14 protein-coding genes are annotated in these 16,805 nt (G+C 69.6%); 10 read left to right on the top strand and 4 right to left on the bottom strand.

What is annotated here, in order from left to right:
• Positions 1-2: 2 nt before the first annotated feature.
• The 7 genes from nadC (at position 3) to AS594_RS15660 (ending at position 4,400) form a co-directional block, all read left to right on the top strand.
• A complete protein-coding gene (gene nadC / locus AS594_RS15690) occupies positions 3-995 on the top strand; it encodes a carboxylating nicotinate-nucleotide diphosphorylase (RefSeq protein WP_069932824.1) in 993 nt (330 codons plus the stop codon).
• Between the two features lie 2 nt (positions 996-997).
• Positions 998-1,804 carry a type III pantothenate kinase gene (locus tag AS594_RS15685; RefSeq protein ID WP_069927627.1) on the top strand — a complete coding sequence of 269 codons (807 nt, stop codon included), beginning with the start codon at positions 998-1,000 and terminating at the stop codon, positions 1,802-1,804.
• A 235-nt stretch (positions 1,805-2,039) separates the two neighbouring features.
• Positions 2,040-2,615: a hypothetical protein gene (locus AS594_RS15680; protein ID WP_069927626.1), complete on the top strand. Its 576-nt coding sequence runs from the start codon at positions 2,040-2,042 to the stop codon at positions 2,613-2,615.
• Positions 2,616-2,629: 14 nt separating this feature from the next.
• Positions 2,630-2,815 (top strand): hypothetical protein, encoded by a 186-nt coding sequence (locus AS594_RS15675; protein WP_069932825.1) that lies wholly within the window; start codon positions 2,630-2,632, stop codon positions 2,813-2,815.
• 118 nt (positions 2,816-2,933) lie between these two features.
• Positions 2,934-3,389 (top strand): BlaI/MecI/CopY family transcriptional regulator, encoded by a 456-nt coding sequence (locus AS594_RS15670; RefSeq protein ID WP_069932826.1) that lies wholly within the window; start codon positions 2,934-2,936, stop codon positions 3,387-3,389.
• A 9-nt stretch (positions 3,390-3,398) separates the two neighbouring features.
• Complete coding sequence (locus AS594_RS15665) at positions 3,399-3,917, top strand: amino-acid N-acetyltransferase (RefSeq protein WP_069927623.1); 519 nt, start codon at positions 3,399-3,401, stop codon at positions 3,915-3,917.
• A gap of 144 nt (positions 3,918-4,061) precedes the next feature.
• Positions 4,062-4,400 carry a histone-like nucleoid-structuring protein Lsr2 gene (locus tag AS594_RS15660; RefSeq protein WP_069932827.1) on the top strand — a complete coding sequence of 113 codons (339 nt, stop codon included), beginning with the start codon at positions 4,062-4,064 and terminating at the stop codon, positions 4,398-4,400.
• On the opposite strand, the gene AS594_RS15655 is transcribed toward AS594_RS15660, so the two are convergent.
• Positions 4,379-4,966, bottom strand: a complete 588-nt coding sequence (locus AS594_RS15655) for an SCO3374 family protein (RefSeq protein WP_069932828.1) — start codon at positions 4,964-4,966, stop codon at positions 4,379-4,381. The genes AS594_RS15660 and AS594_RS15655 overlap by 22 nt on opposite strands.
• Before the next feature lie 451 nt (positions 4,967-5,417).
• Between AS594_RS15655 and AS594_RS15650 the strand changes: the two genes are divergently transcribed.
• Complete coding sequence (locus tag AS594_RS15650) at positions 5,418-7,946, top strand: ATP-dependent Clp protease ATP-binding subunit (RefSeq protein ID WP_069927620.1); 2,529 nt, start codon at positions 5,418-5,420, stop codon at positions 7,944-7,946.
• A gap of 102 nt (positions 7,947-8,048) precedes the next feature.
• Here AS594_RS15650 and dacB read toward each other — a convergent pair whose 3' ends face one another.
• Complete coding sequence (gene dacB, locus AS594_RS15645; protein ID WP_069932829.1) at positions 8,049-9,668, bottom strand: D-alanyl-D-alanine carboxypeptidase/D-alanyl-D-alanine endopeptidase; 1,620 nt, start codon at positions 9,666-9,668, stop codon at positions 8,049-8,051.
• A gap of 239 nt (positions 9,669-9,907) precedes the next feature.
• Positions 9,908-13,156, bottom strand: a complete 3,249-nt coding sequence (locus AS594_RS15640) for an NACHT domain-containing protein (protein ID WP_079148190.1) — start codon at positions 13,154-13,156, stop codon at positions 9,908-9,910.
• 420 nt (positions 13,157-13,576) lie between these two features.
• Between AS594_RS15640 and AS594_RS15635 the strand changes: the two genes are divergently transcribed.
• On the top strand, positions 13,577-14,296 hold the full coding sequence (locus AS594_RS15635) for a M23 family metallopeptidase (RefSeq protein ID WP_069932830.1): 720 nt from the start codon (positions 13,577-13,579) through the stop codon (positions 14,294-14,296).
• Positions 14,297-14,335: 39 nt separating this feature from the next.
• On the opposite strand, the gene AS594_RS15630 is transcribed toward AS594_RS15635, so the two are convergent.
• Entirely contained in the window at positions 14,336-14,866 is a 531-nt protein-coding gene (locus AS594_RS15630; RefSeq protein ID WP_069927616.1) for a TetR/AcrR family transcriptional regulator, read from the bottom strand.
• Positions 14,867-15,016: 150 nt separating this feature from the next.
• Between AS594_RS15630 and AS594_RS15625 the strand changes: the two genes are divergently transcribed.
• Entirely contained in the window at positions 15,017-16,630 is a 1,614-nt protein-coding gene (locus AS594_RS15625) for an MDR family MFS transporter (protein WP_069935132.1), read from the top strand.
• The last annotated feature ends 175 nt before the right edge of the window (positions 16,631-16,805 follow it).

Genomic DNA, 16,805 nt, shown 5'->3' with positions numbered 1-16,805 from the left:
CCGTGAGTACGCCCGACAACCCCCAGCTCCTGCCGACCGCCTCCGGCGGCTGCGGCGACGCCTGCGGCTGCGGCGGTGAGGAGACGTACGAACTCGACACCGCCGAGTGCAGCCTCGACCCGGACCTCGCCCAGCTCCTCGTCGCGGCCGGGCTCGACCCCGTCGAGGTGGAGGACGTCGCGAACGTCGCCCTCGCCGAGGACCTCGCCCACGGCGTGGACGTCACGACCGTGGCGACGGTCCCCGAGGAGGCCGTCGCGACCGGTGACTTCACGGCGCGCGAGGCCGGCACCGTCGCGGGTCTGCGCGTCGCCGAGGCGGTCCTGTCCATCGTCTGTACGGACGAGTTCGAGGTCGAGCGGCACGTCGAGGACGGCGACCGCGTCGAGGCCGGGCAGAAGCTGATCAGCGTCACCACCCGCACCCGCGACCTCCTCACCGGCGAGCGCAGCGCGCTCAACCTGCTCTGCCGCCTGTCGGGCATCGCGACCGCCACGCGCGCGTGGGCCGACGTTCTGGAGGGCACCGGCGCCAAGGTCCGCGACACCCGCAAGACGACTCCGGGGCTGCGCGCCCTGGAGAAGTTCGCGGTCCGCTGCGGCGGCGGCGTGAACCACCGCATGTCCCTCTCGGACGCGGCGCTCGTCAAGGACAACCACGTGGTCGCGGCGGGCGGCGTGGCCGAGGCGTTCGAGCTCGTGCGCAAGGCGTTCCCCGAGGTCCCGATCGAGGTCGAGGTCGACACGCTCGCCCAGGTGACGGAGGTCATGGAGGCGGGGGCGGACCTGATCCTGCTGGACAACTTCACCCCGGAGCAGACCGCCGAGGCCGTGGCTCTCGTGAACGGCCGCGCGACCCTCGAATCCTCCGGCCGCCTCACCCTGGCGAACGCCCGCGCCTACGCGGACACGGGCGTCGACTACCTCGCCGTCGGGGCGCTCACCCACTCCTCCCCGATCCTCGACATCGGTCTCGACCTGCGCGAGGCGAAGTAGCCATGCTGCTCACCATCGACGTCGGCAACACCCACACCGTCCTCGGCCTGTTCGACGGAGAGGAGATCGTCGAACACTGGCGCATCTCCACCGACGCCCGCCGTACGGCTGACGAGCTCGCCGTGCTCCTCCAGGGCCTCATGGGCATGCACCCGCTCCTCGGAGACGAGCTGGGCGACGGCATCGAGGGCATCGCGATCTGCTCGACCGTCCCCTCCGTCCTGCACGAGCTGCGCGAGGTGACCCGGCGGTACTACGGCGACGTACCCGCCGTGCTGGTCGAGCCGGGCATCAAGACCGGTGTGCCGATCCTGATGGACAACCCGAAGGAGGTCGGCGCGGACCGCATCATCAACGCGGTCGCGGCCGTCGAGCTCTACGGCGGTCCGGCGATCGTCGTCGACTTCGGTACGGCGACGACGTTCGACGCCGTGTCGGCTCGCGGTGAGTACGCGGGCGGCGTCATCGCCCCGGGCATCGAGATCTCCGTCGAGGCCCTCGGTGTCAAGGGAGCCCAGCTGCGCAAGATCGAGCTGGCCCGCCCCCGCAGCGTGATCGGCAAGAACACCGTCGAGGCCATGCAGTCCGGCATCGTGTACGGCTTCGCGGGCCAGGTCGACGGCGTCACGCAGCGCATGGCGCGCGAGCTCGTGGGCCCGGACGGCGACCCGGACGACGTGACGGTCATCGCGACGGGCGGCCTGGCCCCGATGGTGCTGGGCGAGTCCTCGGAGATCGACGAGCACGAGCCGTGGCTGACGCTGATCGGGCTGCGCCTGGTGTACGAGCGCAACGTCGCCCGGATGTGACCCCGGAGGCGCCCGCCCGGACGTGACCCCGGAGGTGCCGCCCGGAAGTGATCCGGGAGGTGCCGCCCGGGTGTGATTCGGGAGGCCGGCCACGGACGGACCCGCCGCGGTGCGCGCCACGGGGCCGTTCGCGACGCGTCCCGCCCGGCGCGCCGCCGTAGATCAATTAAACCGATTTTGTCCGTTTGGTGCGTATTGTCACCACATGCCCACGCCATACGGATCCCGTGGCGGCATGGCGTTCGGCGCGGACGAGCTGCGTGTGCTCCGACGCGCCCTCGCCATCGCCCTCCATCCCGCGTCTCTGTCCGACGAAGACGTCCAGGACTGCCTGCGCCTCGCCGGCTCCCTGGACGAGGCCGTCCGCGAGGCGGAGCGGCTGCGCGCGTTCCTGCTCGCCGACCTGGCCCGCTACCGCGACGCGCTCCCCGCGGCCGCCAACGGCTATCTGGGGCTCCTCCAGGACGCCCTGGCCACCGGCTACCAGCCGGTCCCCGACGACCTGGTGGCGCTGCGCGGCCTGCGCGGCACACCGGCGGGCGCGGCGCTCCTCGACCGCTGCCGGGCCATCGCGGAACAGTCCGTACGGGCCCGCCTGGCCGGCCGCAGCGCCGCCCCCCTCCCGCGCACCAGGCTGCTGGCCATCGCGGGCGGCCGGACCCCCGCCTCCGGCGAGCCGCCGAGGCCCAAGAAACCGGAGCCCGCCCGCGAGCCCCTGGAGCGTCCTATGCGCCCCACGCCGAAGCCCTCCGAGGTGTTCCCGCCCCGCAAGCGCCCGGTGCCCCCGCGGGAGCGCAGGGCGGCGGGGTAGCTACTCTGGACGGCATGGACTACGTTTCCGCGCTCCTGCCCCCCGTGGTGATGGCCGCGTTCTTCATCGCCCTGGTCACGACGATCGTCAAGACGCAGGGCGGTTCCAACAAGGCCAAGGAAGACGCCGCCGTGGACGCCACGCTCGCGCGCGCCGATTCGGCCCGTCAGGCCGGTACGCCGCAGACCGGCGACGCCTGACCGCCGGACCCCTCTTCACCGGGCGCCGCACCAGGGCGTACGGCTCATTTCGAGTCGTACGCCCTTTTCGCTGCGCAAATAACCTGCCATTACCGATTTCTCCTACTATGGTGGCGCTGTGCCTCGCCAATTGGGAGAGCTGGAAGACGCCGTCATGACGCGCGTGTGGCAGTGGAACCGTCCGGTCACCGTCAGGGAAGTCCTGGAAGACCTTCAGAAGGAACGGTCCATCGCCTACACCACCGTCATGACCGTAATGGACAATCTCCATCAGAAGGGCTGGGTCCGCAGGGAAGTCGAGGGCCGCGCCTATCGATATACGGCTGTCTCCACGCGGGCCGCCTACTCGGCCGCACTGATGAACGAAGCCTGGTCGACGAGTGACAACCCCGCGGCCGCTCTTGTCGCCTTCTTCGGCATGATGTCGGCGGAGCAGCGTGAAGCCCTGGAAGACGCGATGCGCGTCGTCGGGCGCGCCGGCCCCGTCGCGGAACAACCCGCCGGCCCGCCGGAAGCCGCACGGGACAACGAGGGCGAACAGGGCGCCGGAACTCCCGGGGGCCCGGGGCGATAGCGTCGACGTATGCCGTCAGAGCAAAAAGCCATCACCGTCCGGCGGGCGAGGACCAGTGATGTGCCGTCCGTACGCCGTCTCGTCGACACGTACGCGCAGAACCGCATCCTTCTCGACAAAGCGAACGTGACGCTTTACGAGGACATCCAGGAGTTCTGGGTAGCCGAACGCGACGAGGACGCCACCGTGATCGGCTGCGGCGCGCTGCACGTGATGTGGGAAGACCTCGCCGAAGTACGAACTCTGGCCGTCGATCCCTCGTTCAAGGGCGCCGGAGTGGGGCATCAAGTACTGGGCAAGCTGCTCCAGACCGCACGGTGGCTCGGTGTGCGCAAGGTTTTCTGCCTCACCTTCGAAGTCGAGTTCTTCATGAAGCACGGCTTCGTGGAGATCGGAGAGGCGCCGGTCGACGGAGATGTCTACAGCGAGCTGCTGCGTTCCTATGACGAGGGCGTAGCGGAGTTCCTGGGTCTCGAACGAGTGAAGCCGAACACCTTGGGCAACAGCCGGATGCTTCTGCACCTGTGATCGTCAGAAGCAGCCAGAGCCCTATGTCCGAAACGCGCACGTTTCCCGTCTTCTTGAGGTACTGAACCTCGACCGGGGGTTTGTGTTTTCCAGGGAAAAGCGGTTTCCTTTCCGCGTACTGCATTTTCGATGAAAGGAAATCCGGTGGCACAGAAGGTTCAGGTCCTTCTTGTCGATGACCTCGACGGTGGCGAGGCGGACGAGACGGTGACGTTCGCTCTGGATGGCAAGACCTACGAGATCGACCTCACCACCGCGAACGCGGACAAGCTCCGTGGTCTGCTCGACCCGTACACCAAGAGCGGACGGCGCACCGGTGGCCGTGCGGCTTCGGGTCGCGGCAAGGCGCGTGCCGCTGCCACGGGCGGCAACCAGAACACCGCCGAGATCCGTAAGTGGGCCAAGGCGAACGGTTACAACGTGAATGACCGCGGCCGCGTCCCGGCCGACATCCGCGAGGCCTACGAGAAGGCCAACGGCTGAGCATTCGCGTGAGCGGAATTCGTACGCGACAACCGGGCCCGGTGGCATTCCGTCGCCGCCGTGCCCACAAGACGTACGAGATCGGGTGTTTCCCCACGGCACCCGAATCCGGCGAAGGCCGGAAGTGTCGGTTCCACCTCGTGCCGCGGCTCGGGGGGCCGCAGCCATACGGCGGCCCCCTGCGCGCCGGCCCACCCGGGCGGTGAGGGCGCGGTCATCCGCCCGCCCGCGCCCAGTGCGCGCAGGTCGAGGGCCACGCCGCCCCATTCCAGCCAGTCGAGCAGTCCGGGGAGTTCCTCGGCGCTGCCCGCGGCCACCAGCAGCCGCATCCGGCGCCCCATGAGGGCGACAGGCCCTGTGAGCCCCGCGTGACGCCGCAGTACGGCGAAACCCGCGTCCGCGGGCAGCTCCAGTACGTCGAAGCGCAGGCCGGTCAGCAGCCGGACGGGCCGGCCCTCGCCGCCCGGCGCGGTGGCCCAGCCGAGCTCGTTTTCGTACCACTGGGCGATACCGTCTTCGGGCGGCAGCGACAGCGGCGTGCGCGGGAACGGAACCGTGGACGTCATGTCCGGACCAACTCCGGAAACGCCCCGGGGTTACGCTGCGTTCTCGTCCGACTGCGCTGTGTTGCGGCGATGGGGGCGTCCGGGGGCATTCGGCGGCGCAAGGATGTTCGCCCGTAGCTGAGGGAACGGGCGCGCGCCGCATGGAGTGTCAGTGCTTACGGGTAAGACATTCCTAGTGGGAATGGGTCGACACGCCTGCCGGGCCGTCTCACGTTCGCCATCGGCGTAGTGGATGAACGGGTATCTGCTTGGCCTGCGGGAACATCGTCTCCCACCATCAGGTTGGAGCAGGTGTCGGCTGTTCGGCAGCTCGATTCCCCGCGGAGGCGGGGGTGATCCGGACGGATGTCGGCAGTTGGAATGAGCTGTCCCGTCCTACGGGACTAGCATGCGGAAGGACTGGGAGGGGACCGACCCCTCACTGACCGACCGCTCTGAGGAGCGATTAACGATGTTCGAGAGGTTCACCGACCGCGCGCGGCGGGTTGTCGTCCTGGCTCAGGAAGAAGCCCGGATGCTCAACCACAACTACATCGGCACCGAGCACATCCTCCTGGGCCTTATCCACGAGGGTGAGGGTGTCGCCGCTAAGGCCCTGGAGAGCCTCGGGATTTCGCTCGAGGCGGTCCGCCAGCAGGTGGAGGAGATCATCGGTCAGGGCCAGCAGGCTCCGTCCGGTCACATTCCCTTCACCCCTCGTGCCAAGAAGGTCCTGGAGCTCTCGCTCCGCGAGGCCCTCCAGCTCGGCCACAACTACATCGGTACGGAGCACATCCTGCTCGGCCTGATCCGCGAGGGCGAGGGCGTCGCCGCCCAGGTCCTCGTGAAGCTGGGCGCCGACCTGAACCGGGTGCGGCAGCAGGTCATCCAGCTGCTCTCCGGCTACCAGGGCAAGGAGACCGCCGCTGCCGGCGGCCCCGCCGAGGGCACGCCCTCGACCTCGCTCGTCCTGGACCAGTTCGGCCGCAACCTGACGCAGGCCGCCCGCGAGTCCAAGCTCGACCCGGTCATCGGGCGCGAGAAGGAGATCGAGCGGGTCATGCAGGTGCTGTCCCGTCGTACCAAGAACAACCCGGTCCTCATCGGCGAGCCCGGCGTCGGAAAGACGGCGGTCGTCGAGGGCCTGGCGCAGGCCATCGTCAAGGGCGAGGTGCCCGAGACCCTCAAGGACAAGCACCTCTACACGCTCGACCTCGGCGCGCTCGTCGCCGGTTCCCGCTACCGCGGTGACTTCGAGGAGCGGCTGAAGAAGGTCCTCAAGGAGATCCGCACCCGCGGCGACATCATCCTGTTCATCGACGAGCTCCACACCCTGGTTGGTGCGGGCGCCGCCGAGGGCGCGATCGACGCGGCTTCGATCCTGAAGCCGATGCTGGCCCGTGGTGAGCTCCAGACCATCGGCGCCACCACGCTCGACGAGTACCGCAAGCACCTCGAGAAGGACGCGGCCCTTGAGCGCCGCTTCCAGCCGATCCAGGTGGCGGAGCCTTCCCTCCCCCACACGATCGAGATCCTCAAGGGCCTGCGCGACCGTTACGAGGCGCACCACCGTGTCTCCATCACGGACTCGGCGCTGGTCGCGGCGGCCACCCTGGCCGACCGCTACATCTCGGACCGCTTCCTCCCGGACAAGGCGATCGACCTGATCGACGAGGCCGGTTCCCGGATGCGCATCCGCCGGATGACCGCGCCGCCGGACCTCCGTGAGTTCGACGAGAAGATCGCCGGTGTCCGCAGGGACAAGGAGTCCGCGATCGACTCGCAGGACTTCGAGAAGGCGGCTTCCCTGCGCGACAAGGAGAAGCAGCTCCTCGCGGCCAAGACCAAGCGCGAGAAGGAGTGGAAGGCCGGCGACATGGACGTCGTCGCCGAGGTGGACGAGGAGCTGATCGCGGAGGTCCTGGCCACGGCCACGGGCATCCCGGTCTTCAAGCTCACCGAGGAAGAGTCTTCCCGCCTGCTGCGCATGGAGGACGAGCTGCACAAGCGCGTCATCGGCCAGAAGGACGCCATCAAGGCCCTCTCGCAGGCGATCCGCCGTACGCGAGCCGGTCTGAAGGACCCGAAGCGCCCCGGTGGCTCGTTCATCTTCGCCGGCCCGTCCGGTGTCGGTAAGACCGAGCTTTCCAAGACGCTCGCCGAATTCCTCTTCGGCGACGAGGACGCACTGATCTCCCTCGACATGTCGGAGTTCAGTGAGAAGCACACGGTTTCCCGTCTCTTCGGTTCTCCCCCCGGTTACGTGGGATACGAAGAGGGCGGACAGCTCACCGAGAAGGTGCGCCGCAAGCCGTTCTCCGTCGTTCTCTTCGACGAGGTCGAGAAGGCCCACCCCGATATCTTCAATTCCCTGCTCCAGATTCTGGAAGACGGTCGCCTGACCGACTCCCAGGGCCGGGTCGTGGACTTCAAGAACACGGTCATCATCATGACGACCAACCTCGGGACCCGGGACATCTCCAAGGGCTTCAACCTGGGCTTCGCGGCTCAGGGCGACGTCAAGACCGGTTACGAGCGCATGAAGAACAAGGTGAACGAAGAGCTGAAGCAGCACTTCCGCCCCGAGTTCCTCAACCGTGTCGACGACACGGTCGTCTTCCACCAGCTCACCGAGGAAGACATCATCCAGATCGTCGACCTCATGCTGGCCAAGGTCGACGAGCGCCTGAAGGACCGCGACATGGGCATCGAGCTGAGCTCGGAAGCCAAGTCGCTGCTCGCGAAGAAGGGTTACGACCCGGTCATGGGCGCCCGGCCGCTGCGCCGGACGATCCAGCGGGAGATCGAGGACATCCTGTCCGAGAAGATCCTCTTCGGCGAGCTGCGTCCCGGCCACATCGTGGTCGTCGACGTCGAGGGCGAGGGTGAGGCGAAGAAGTTCACCTTCCGCGGCGAGGAGAAGTCGGCTCTGCCCGACGTCCCCCCGATCGAGCAGGCAACGGGCGGCAGCGCCGGCCCGAACATGTCGAAGGACGCGTAACAGCGGGCTGACGGCCAAGAAGGGCGGCCCCGGAACCGAATGGTTCCGGGGCCGCCCTTTTCGTGGTCCGGGGCCCGGTGGCCGGGGTTCCGCCGGCCCGGTTCAGCAGCGGGAGGGCTTGCGCCAGGAGCATTCGAGGGCCGGTGCGGAGTCCGTGCCGGAGGTGGCGGCTCGCGGGGTGGGCGGGCGTACGAGACGGGTGGTCGTGCCGGTCGAGGACGCGAGGGTGGTCACGATCGCGTCCTCGATGCTCTTCACGGACGCTGCCAGGTGGTTGTTCAGGACGATGCTGAAGACGAGCTCGCGGCCGCCCGCGTCCGTCACGTACCCGGAAAGGCCGGAGGCGCCGGTCAGGGTGCCGGTTTTGGCCCGGGCGTTGAGGGCGGCGGGCGTCCTGCACATGCGGGAGCGGAGGGTGCCGCCGATCGCGCGGTCCGGGGCGCAGGCGACGGGGAGCGACTCGTACCAGTCGGCGTACCAGGGCGCGTCGCGTACGGCGAGGAGGAGCTTGACGAACTCGGCGGCCGGGATGTTGTTCATGCGGGAGAGGCCGGAGCCGTCGACCTGGCGGAGAGCGGCCGTGTCGAGGCCCTCCTTCTTCAGGTAGCCGGAGATGCCGGCGAGACCGGCGCTCCAGGTGCCGCTGCCCGCCGTCTCGTGTCCGATGGCCTTGGTGAGGGCCTCGGCGTGCATGTTGTTGGACAGCTTCATGAAGGGACGCACCAGCTCCTTGAGGGGCATGGAGGTGTGCGTCGCGAGGGGCGCGGCGCCGGCCGGGGTGGGGCGGCCGAGGCGGGCCGGGCCGCCGGTGACGCGTACGCCGTGGGCGGCGAGCGCGTCGGCGAAGACGGCGGCGGCGTAACCGGTCGGCTCCCAGACGGTGACCCACTCCTTGGTGGTGCTCGCGTCGAGGGGGACGTTGCCGGTGATGCTGACGGTGTTGGAACCGTGCTCGCGTTCGATGCCGAGGGTGTTCGGCCGGCCGGCGGGGACGGTCGTGGCGCGGATGTCGAGGTCCACGTAGTCGGTGGGCGGCGTCAGGGTGAGCCTGGGGGCCGCGCCGGGCCGGGTCCCGGGGGCCACGGAGACGATGACCGAGCCGGCGTCGTAGTCGGTGTCCGGGGCGACGGTGAGCGCGGAGATCTGGGCGGAGTAGTACGACGACTCGTCGTCGGCGGCCCAGGAGCGGCCGAGACGCTGGGAGTCGAAGCGGGTGTCGTCGGCGATCAGGCGGCCGGTGACGCGCTTGATGCCGGAGGCGGCGACCTCCGCGGCCAGGGCGTCGTAGTCCGCGGCGAGGGTGGTGGGGTCGCCGGAGCCGCGGAGGTAGAGATTGCCGCGGAGCAGGGAACCCTGGCGGGTGCCGGTGGAGAGGGCGTCCGTACGGAAGCGGTAGTCGGGCCCGAGGATCGCCATGGCCGCGGCCGACGTGGGCAGCTTGGTGTTGGAGGCGGGCATGAGGCGGTCGCCGCTGTCGCGCTGGTAGAGCGTTTCGCTGGTGGCGGCGTCGGCCACGACGACGCTCGCGGCGCCGCCGTCGAGGCGGGGGTCGGTGAGGATCGTGTCGATCGCCCCCTTGAGGCCGGTGTCGGAGGGACCGGCGACGGTGGTGGCGGAGGAACTCCAGATGAGGGTGCAGGCCAGGACGACAGCTGCGGGTGCCGCCCACGCGCGGGTACGGCGAGAGGCCGGGCGCTTCGCGCGGTTCACGGGTCTACTCATGCGACAGGAGCATCCCGGACGGGGGCGGCCGGGGGAAGGACGCGGACGGGTGGGCGCGGCGGCCCGGGGGCGTGTCCGGGCGGGTGCCGGTGCGGGTGGGGCGGTGGTGGCGGGTGGGGCGTACCCGCGCGCTGGTCACCCGCGCCCTGATCCGGTCGGCGGCATGCGGGTCGAGGGTCGGCAGATTGGCGGTTGGCGGTTGGCGGTTGGCGGTGGCGGTCGGCAGGCGTCGCGTTCCCTCACGTACCGGGCCGGCGGCCTCCCCAGGGGACGTAGCCGTGTACCCGGACGCCTTCCGGAAGACGGTCGAGGCCGTGTACGGCGTGGCTGCCGTCGGGGAACTGGAGTTCGCGGAGCGCCGGAAGGGCCCTCACCCTCGTGAGGTCGAGGCCGGGTCGCGGCGAATCGATCAACATGCTCACGAGACGGGGAAACAGCTCGCAAGCCCTCTCCAGTACGGCGGTGGAGGTCTCGGCGCCGAGGGAGAGGTGGGTGACGGAGGGAAGTACCAGCGAACCGGGGGCCAGTAGAAGGGACTCTCCCGTGGTCCCCAGCACCGACAGCTTCTCCAGGCGGCTGATTTCCGACCAGTCGTCGTGGCTCTGCGGAGTGCATCCGAAGTGGAGGTAAAGGTTCGTCAACTCGTCGTACCTGGACAGTTCCCGCAGTCCGCCGACGGGACCGGCCGCCTGGCTGAGCCGCAGGACATGCAGCGGGGCCCGCGAGGGGAGGTCGGCGAGCGACCAGTGGGTCTCGTCCCCGCCGAGAACGAGAAACTCCAGGTCACTCAGCGACGCGAGAGCGCGGATTCCGGTGTTCCCGATGAGGTCCAGAGAGACCGTACGCAGGGGCAGCCCTTCGACTCCGGTCAGCTCGACGAGTTCCGGGCAGCCGGCGACCGACAGCTCGCGCAGGCGCTCCTGGCCGCGCAGGAAAGACAAGTCCCGCAGGGACGGGTTCTCGCGGACACGGACGTGGGTGAGTTCGGCCTCTGCCGCGTACCCGCGCAGGGCGCGTTCGGACAGGGCGCCCCTCGCGTCGAGCATCGGCCGGGTGCCGAGTGCGCGCAGGGCCTCCAGTTCGGCGTCCGTCATGGCGGTGAAGTACAGGCCGGCGGGGTCCACACGGGCGATGACGTCGGCGGCGTAGGGCCCGGTCTCGAACCTGGACCACGACCAGATGAGCTGAGCCCGGACCCGTCGGCCTTCGTGTGCGCAGAACCGGGCGAGGTACGGGATCGCCCGGTCCGACGCCACATGGGACGCCGCGACGACGACATGCTCGGCGGTCTCCTCGTCCAGGCCCTCCGGCCCCGGCAGGAGATCCAGGATCACGGGACCGGCCGCGGCGAGTGCGCGGGCCGCCTCGAAGCTGCGCGGCGGGATGAGGGCCGCCGTGCGCGCCTCGACCTCCTGGCGTACGGCGGGCGAGAGTTCGGCGGCCTGTTCCAGGCACGCCGCTGCCAGGAGATGGACGCGGGTCCGGGCCGCGGGGTCCGCGTGCCTGTCGCCGTACGCGATGAGGCCGGCGAAGAACTCCGCTCGCTCGCGCGGGCGCGCGTGGGCGACCGCCATGCGGATGACGTCCTCCCACTGGTCGTCCGCCGCGTGGCCGATCAGTACCCCGAAGTCGCCCTCGTCGACGGCGGCCCGTGCCCCGAGGAAGTCCTGGAAGGTGCGGTGGACGAAGTCGACGGTTCCCGGCGACGGCCGGCGGAGCAGGCCGCTGCGGTGCAGGAAGTGTTCGAAGACCGCCGTCGCGTCACCCAGCGCGGCCATCTCCGGGACGGCGGGCAGGCTGTCGGCGATGATGCTCCGGGCGCGCGAACGGTCCATCTCCGTACGGCCGTTGCGGATCAGCCAGTACGCGAGGCGCTGGAGGAGCTGGATCTGGGGCTCTTCGCGCAGTTCCGGTACGCCCATGTCGCGCTCGCGGTCGCGGCGGACCAGCAGCATGGAGAGCGCCGCCGTGTACAGGTCCTTGCGGCCGAGGGGGAGGAAGCCCCGGCGGTCGCGGTGCAGGGCGCAGATCAGGCCGCACATCAGGGGGTTGGTGGCGAGGCGGCCCAGGTCGGGTTTGGCCCGTACCGCCGCGAGGAGTTGGTGTGCGTACCCGGCCAGGGCCGCGTCCTCGTCCCCGGACCCGGTACGGGCCGCCGCGTGCCAGCGCTCGATGAAGGCGGCGACGCCGGCCGGGCTCATCGCGGAGAGGGTCAGCTCGGTGAAGTCCTCGTCGGCCAGCCAGTCCTCCCGTACGGCCGAGGGGCGGGACGTGACCAGCCAGCGATTGCCGGGGCAGGCGTCGATCAGGTCGCTGAGCCAGGCGCGGGTGCGGGCGCGCTCGGCGTCCGGGATCTCGTCGATGCCGTCGACGAGGACCAGGCCGCGGCCTGCCGTGAGTACGCGGGACTCCCACCCGGCGGGCTGCTCCCCTGCGAGCGGGGAGCCCACGGCGCTCAGGAAGTCCTTGGGCGCGGGGAGCCGCTCGCCGTGGCGGGTCAGGGTGCGCAGGGGGAGTACGAAGGGGATGCGGTCGCGGAGGTAACCCATCCGGTCGGTGGCGTCGCGGCGGGCGGCCGAGACCGCCAGCCACTGCACGAGTGTGGTCTTGCCGGAGCCGGCCTCGCCGCGCAGCAGGACGCGTTCGTGGTCGGCGAGGGCCTGGTCGGCGGGGCGCGAGGCGAAGGCGGGCCGCCCGGTGGCCCGCTCGTCGGCCTCCGGGGCGGACCATTCGCCGGCGAACAGCGTCCGCGGGTCGAAGGCGATCTCGTCGCCCGGGCCGCCAGTCGTCGCCTCCAGGCTCAGATACGCCGCGTCCAGTGGCCACTTCCCGGGGGAATTGCTCAGATCGATGCCGAAGATCGTCAGCTTGCCGTGCTTCTTCGCCATGTGCGCCAGGTAACGCCGCTCGAACGCCACGTCCTGTGCTTCCGGCAGCGGGCTGCGGGCGATGAGGGCGTCGACCTTGGCGATCAGCTCTCCCTGGCGGCGGCTCTGCGCGACCAGCGTCGCCGGAACGAAGGTCGAGCGCTGGGTGAAGAAGTGGACGATGTGCAGGCAGGTGGCGTCGAGCAGGCGCTCGTACAGGTACGTGGCGTCCGCCGACAGGTGGCGCTCGGGTCTGTCGCTCGCGCGGCGCAGGGCCCGCGCGAACCGCGTGTGGCCCATTTCGACGGCCTCCACGTCGCTCAGCGCGAGGTCTCCCAGGGAGTGCAGCGTCGTGGCCAGTGCGCGTACGACGGCCTCCTCCTCGTCGGGGGACACCGGCCGCTCGCCCGTGCGGAGCGCCTGCTTGACCAGCTCGCCGGACAGTCTGTCCAGGTCGGAGCGGGTCAGGGTGCGCTTCTCGCCCCTGAAGGAGACGTAGCCGGAGAGGCGGACCGGTTTGTCGACCAGGCCGGCGCCCGGCCCCTCCGCCACGAAAAGCTTCCTGACCAGCGGTCCGGCCACGCTCGATGCGAGGCGCGTACCGATTACTGCGGGATCCACGTGCCGTCCCCCCGGGGCCTGTGCCGTCCAGTTGATCAGCGTATCGGGGGTCGTGGCGGTGACAAGGCGCACAGGCGTTTTGGGGTCTACGACGCCCGGTAGTGGGGCCGGGCCCCGTGGCGCGGGGGACGTTGGGGCCTCGGGCGGTGGGACCTTCGGCCTCTGTGGGAGGGGAACGAGGAAGCCTGGGCGGATGGCTGGTTCCAGGCCCTCTGGCGTGGGGCTAAACAGGTCAAAGTCGGGTTATTTCGATGCTTTTGCCGGGTGCTGTGGATAGCGTCAAGAGTCGAATACTTGATGACGCTAATACGGCCATTGGTAGTAGATAGGCCATTTTGGGTGGGGCGGGAGCACGGGTTACCAATGTGAAGCCAGCCCGGCGGAGTGCCGGGTTCATTCACGCCTGGAGGTTCCCCCCGTATGACGAAGTTCGACATGTTCTCCCGCGCCCGCACCTCGTCCGTCCGTACCCGTCGCAACGCTGTCGTGGCCGCCGGGCTCGGCGCGTCGATGATGCTGGGCACGGCGGGCGTGGCGTTCGCCGCCGAGGGGACCGCCGCGTCTGCCGTCGAGAAGCAGGCCCAGGTTCAGGCCAAGGCCGCCGACACGGCGAAGAAGGCCGCCGACGCGAAGAAGGCCGCCGAGGTGAAGAAGGTCGCCGACGCGAAGAAGGCCGCCGAGGTGAAGAAGGCCGCGGCGAAGGCCAAGGCCAAGAAGGCGTCCTCCTGGGAGAAGCCCGTCAAGCACTACTCGCTCAGCGCCACGTACGGCAAGGGCGGCGGCATGTGGGCCAGCAAGCACTCCGGCCAGGACTTCGCGGTGCCGGTCGGCACCCCGGTCGACGCCGTGCACGGCGGCACCGTCGTGAAGGCGGGCCCGAACGGTGGCGGCGACGGGCCGGCCTACGGCAACGCGATCGTGATCAAGCACGCCAACGGCACGTACTCGCAGTACGCGCACCTGTCCAAGATCCAGGTGACCCCGGGTGAGACGGTCAAGACGGGCGAGCGCATCGCCCTGTCCGGCAACACCGGTAACTCCAGCGGCCCGCACCTGCACTTCGAGATCCGTACGACGCCGAACTACGGCACGGCGATCAACCCGGTCTCGTTCCTCCGTGCGGAGGGCGTCAGCGTCTGACCTCCGTCAGCGGCTGACCGCGCCGACGCGTGATCCGCGTCAGTGCGTGACCCCGGGAGCCTGGCCGTGTGCCTGGCTCACCAGATCGATGGCGACCTCGAGAGCGGCCTTGCGCTTCTCCTCGGGGTCGCCTTCGGCGTCCCTGAGTACGAACATCCCCGCGTGCATCGTGAAGAGCGCGCTGACGCAGCGGACCTGGTCCGTCAGCACCGCTTCCGGGTCCTTCACCAGGTCCAGCAGCACGAACATGCGCTCCTTGAACGTCTCGCCGATGCTCAGGTCGCGCATCGTCGCCTGGTTCTCGTGCATGAAGCGGAAGAGGGGGGCGGCGGCGGAGAGGGCCAGGCTGTAACGGGTCAGGATCTCCTTCTTCGTCTCCAGGGTGCGCGGCTGCTCCTGCCCCCAGGCGATCAGCTCGTCCATGGGCCTCGTCAGGTCCTGGAAGAGGCTGATGATGATGTCTTCCTTGGTCTTGAAGTGGTAGTAGAGCGCCGCCTTCGTGACGTCGAGCCGCTCGGCGATCTCGCGCAGCGAGGTCTTCTCGTAGCCCTGCTCGGCGAAGAGCTCCATGGCGACGTCCTGAATGCGCTGACGAGTGTTGCCTCTGGACACGCTGCTCTCCCAAGAAAACTTACTTGACGCCCGGCTAGTTGCGGGTCTACCTTCCCCGAGTGTAGTCAACTTGCCGGGCGGCAAGTAAGTATCCGGGGAGCGGGGATCATGGGCGCGACGAAGCGGCAGGGCAAGGCCGGGCAGGGGAAGGGGAGCGAAGCGGCGGCTGAGCCGCGCAGTGTGCGGGTGGTGCTCCTCGCGCTCATGATCGCGATGCTGCTCGCCATTCTGGACAACATGATCATCGGCACCGCCATGCCGACCATCGTGGGCGAACTGGGCGGTCTGGCGCACCTGTCCTGGGTGGTCACGGCGTACACCCTCGCCACGGCGGCCTCCACCCCCATCTGGGGAAAGCTCGGCGACCTGTACGGGCGCAAGGGCATCTTCCTCACCGCCATCGTCGTCTTCCTCCTCGGCTCGGTCCTCAGCGGAATGGCCCAGGACATGGGCCAGCTGATCGGCTTCCGGGCCGTGCAGGGACTGGGCGCGGGTGGCCTGATGGTCGGCGTCATGGCGATCATCGGCGACCTGATTCCGCCGCGTGAGCGCGGCAAGTACCAGGGCATGATGGCCGGCGTCATGGCACTCGCCATGATCGGCGGGCCGCTCGTCGGCGGAACCATCACCGACCACCTGGGCTGGCGCTGGAGCTTCTACATCAACCTGCCGCTCGGCGCGGTAGCGCTGGCGATGGTCACCGCCGTACTGCACCTGCCCAAGAAGGAGCGGTCGACGGCGCGGGTCGACTACCTGGGCGCGGCGCTGCTGACGGTCGGCATCACGGCGATCGTGCTGGTCACGACGTGGGGCGGTACGGAGTATGCCTGGTCGTCGGCCATCATCATGGAACTCGTCGCACTCGGTGTCGCCGCACTCGTCGGCTTCCTCTTCGTCGAGGCCCGGGCCGCCGAGCCGATCATGCCGCTGCACATCTTCCGCAACCGCAACTTCACGCTGATGTCGGTGATCGGCTTCCTGACCGGCTTCGTGATGTTCGGCGCCGTACTCTTCCTGCCGCTGTTCCAGCAGTCCGTGCAGGGCGCCTCGGCGACGAACTCCGGGCTGCTCCTGCTGCCGATGCTGCTGTCGATGATGGTCGTCTCGCTGATCTCGGGCCGGATGACCACCAACACGGGCAAGTACAAGATCTTCCCGATCGTCGGCGGCGGCCTGATGGTCGCCGGGCTGCTGCTGCTCGCCCAGATGGACACCGGGACCTCGCGGCTGACCTCGGGCCTCTACATGGCGGTGCTCGGCGCCGGCATGGGCTTCCTGATGCAGATCACGATGCTCGTCGCGCAGAACAGCGTCGAGATGAAGGACATGGGTGTCGCGTCCTCGTCGACGACCCTCTTCCGTACGCTCGGCAGCTCCTTCGGCGTCTCGATCATGGGCGCGCTCTTCACCAGCCGGGCGCGGGACGCGATGGCCGAGCGCGGCGGGTCGGCCGCCACCTCGCAGTCGGCGCAGCTCGACGCGGCGAGCCTGGCGAAGCTGCCGGAGCACGTGCGGGAGGCGTACCAGTTCGCGGTGGCTTCCGGGACGCAGGCGGCGTTCCTGCTGGGCGGGATCATCGCGGTGATCGGTTTCGTGGCGGCGTTCTTCGTGAAGGAGGTGCCGCTGCGCGGGGCGGGACCGCAGCCGGACCCGGAAGGCGAGCCCGGTGCCGGTGCCGACGGCGCAGCCTCCGCCCGGTCGAGGGTGAAGGAAATCGCCTGAGCCGGTGAGCGGACCGGCACACGTCACGGCCCCCGGCGCTCGCGCCGGGGGCCTTCGCGCGTGGCCCTTCGTGCGGGGGCCATGGTGCGTGAGCGGTCGAACATGTGCCGCCGGGGGAGTGGTCGGTGCGGCCGTCGCCGGACGCACCGCGAGGTAGCGGGTGCCGCGAGGTAGT

This window comes from Streptomyces agglomeratus, from assembly GCF_001746415.1.
Taxonomy (GTDB): Bacteria; Actinomycetota; Actinomycetes; order Streptomycetales; family Streptomycetaceae; genus Streptomyces; species Streptomyces agglomeratus.
Note: the sequence above shows the minus strand (reverse complement) of the source record. Positions and strands in the feature narration are given on the sequence as shown.

Coding starts and splice junctions, on each gene's coding strand:
- AS594_RS15630 (WP_069927616.1), bottom strand. CDS start 14,866: ATGGAGCTCTTCGCCGAGCAGGGCTACGAGAAGACCTCGCTGCGCGAG.
- AS594_RS15650 (WP_069927620.1), top strand. CDS start 5,418: ATGTTCGAGAGGTTCACCGACCGCGCGCGGCGGGTTGTCGTCCTGGCT.
- AS594_RS15635 (WP_069932830.1), top strand. CDS start 13,577: ATGACGAAGTTCGACATGTTCTCCCGCGCCCGCACCTCGTCCGTCCGT.
- AS594_RS15675 (WP_069932825.1), top strand. CDS start 2,630: ATGGACTACGTTTCCGCGCTCCTGCCCCCCGTGGTGATGGCCGCGTTC.
- AS594_RS15665 (WP_069927623.1), top strand. CDS start 3,399: ATGCCGTCAGAGCAAAAAGCCATCACCGTCCGGCGGGCGAGGACCAGT.
- dacB (WP_069932829.1), bottom strand. CDS start 9,668: ATGAGTAGACCCGTGAACCGCGCGAAGCGCCCGGCCTCTCGCCGTACC.
- AS594_RS15685 (WP_069927627.1), top strand. CDS start 998: ATGCTGCTCACCATCGACGTCGGCAACACCCACACCGTCCTCGGCCTG.
- AS594_RS15625 (WP_069935132.1), top strand. CDS start 15,017: ATGGGCGCGACGAAGCGGCAGGGCAAGGCCGGGCAGGGGAAGGGGAGC.
- AS594_RS15680 (WP_069927626.1), top strand. CDS start 2,040: ATGGCGTTCGGCGCGGACGAGCTGCGTGTGCTCCGACGCGCCCTCGCC.
- AS594_RS15655 (WP_069932828.1), bottom strand. CDS start 4,966: ATGACGTCCACGGTTCCGTTCCCGCGCACGCCGCTGTCGCTGCCGCCC.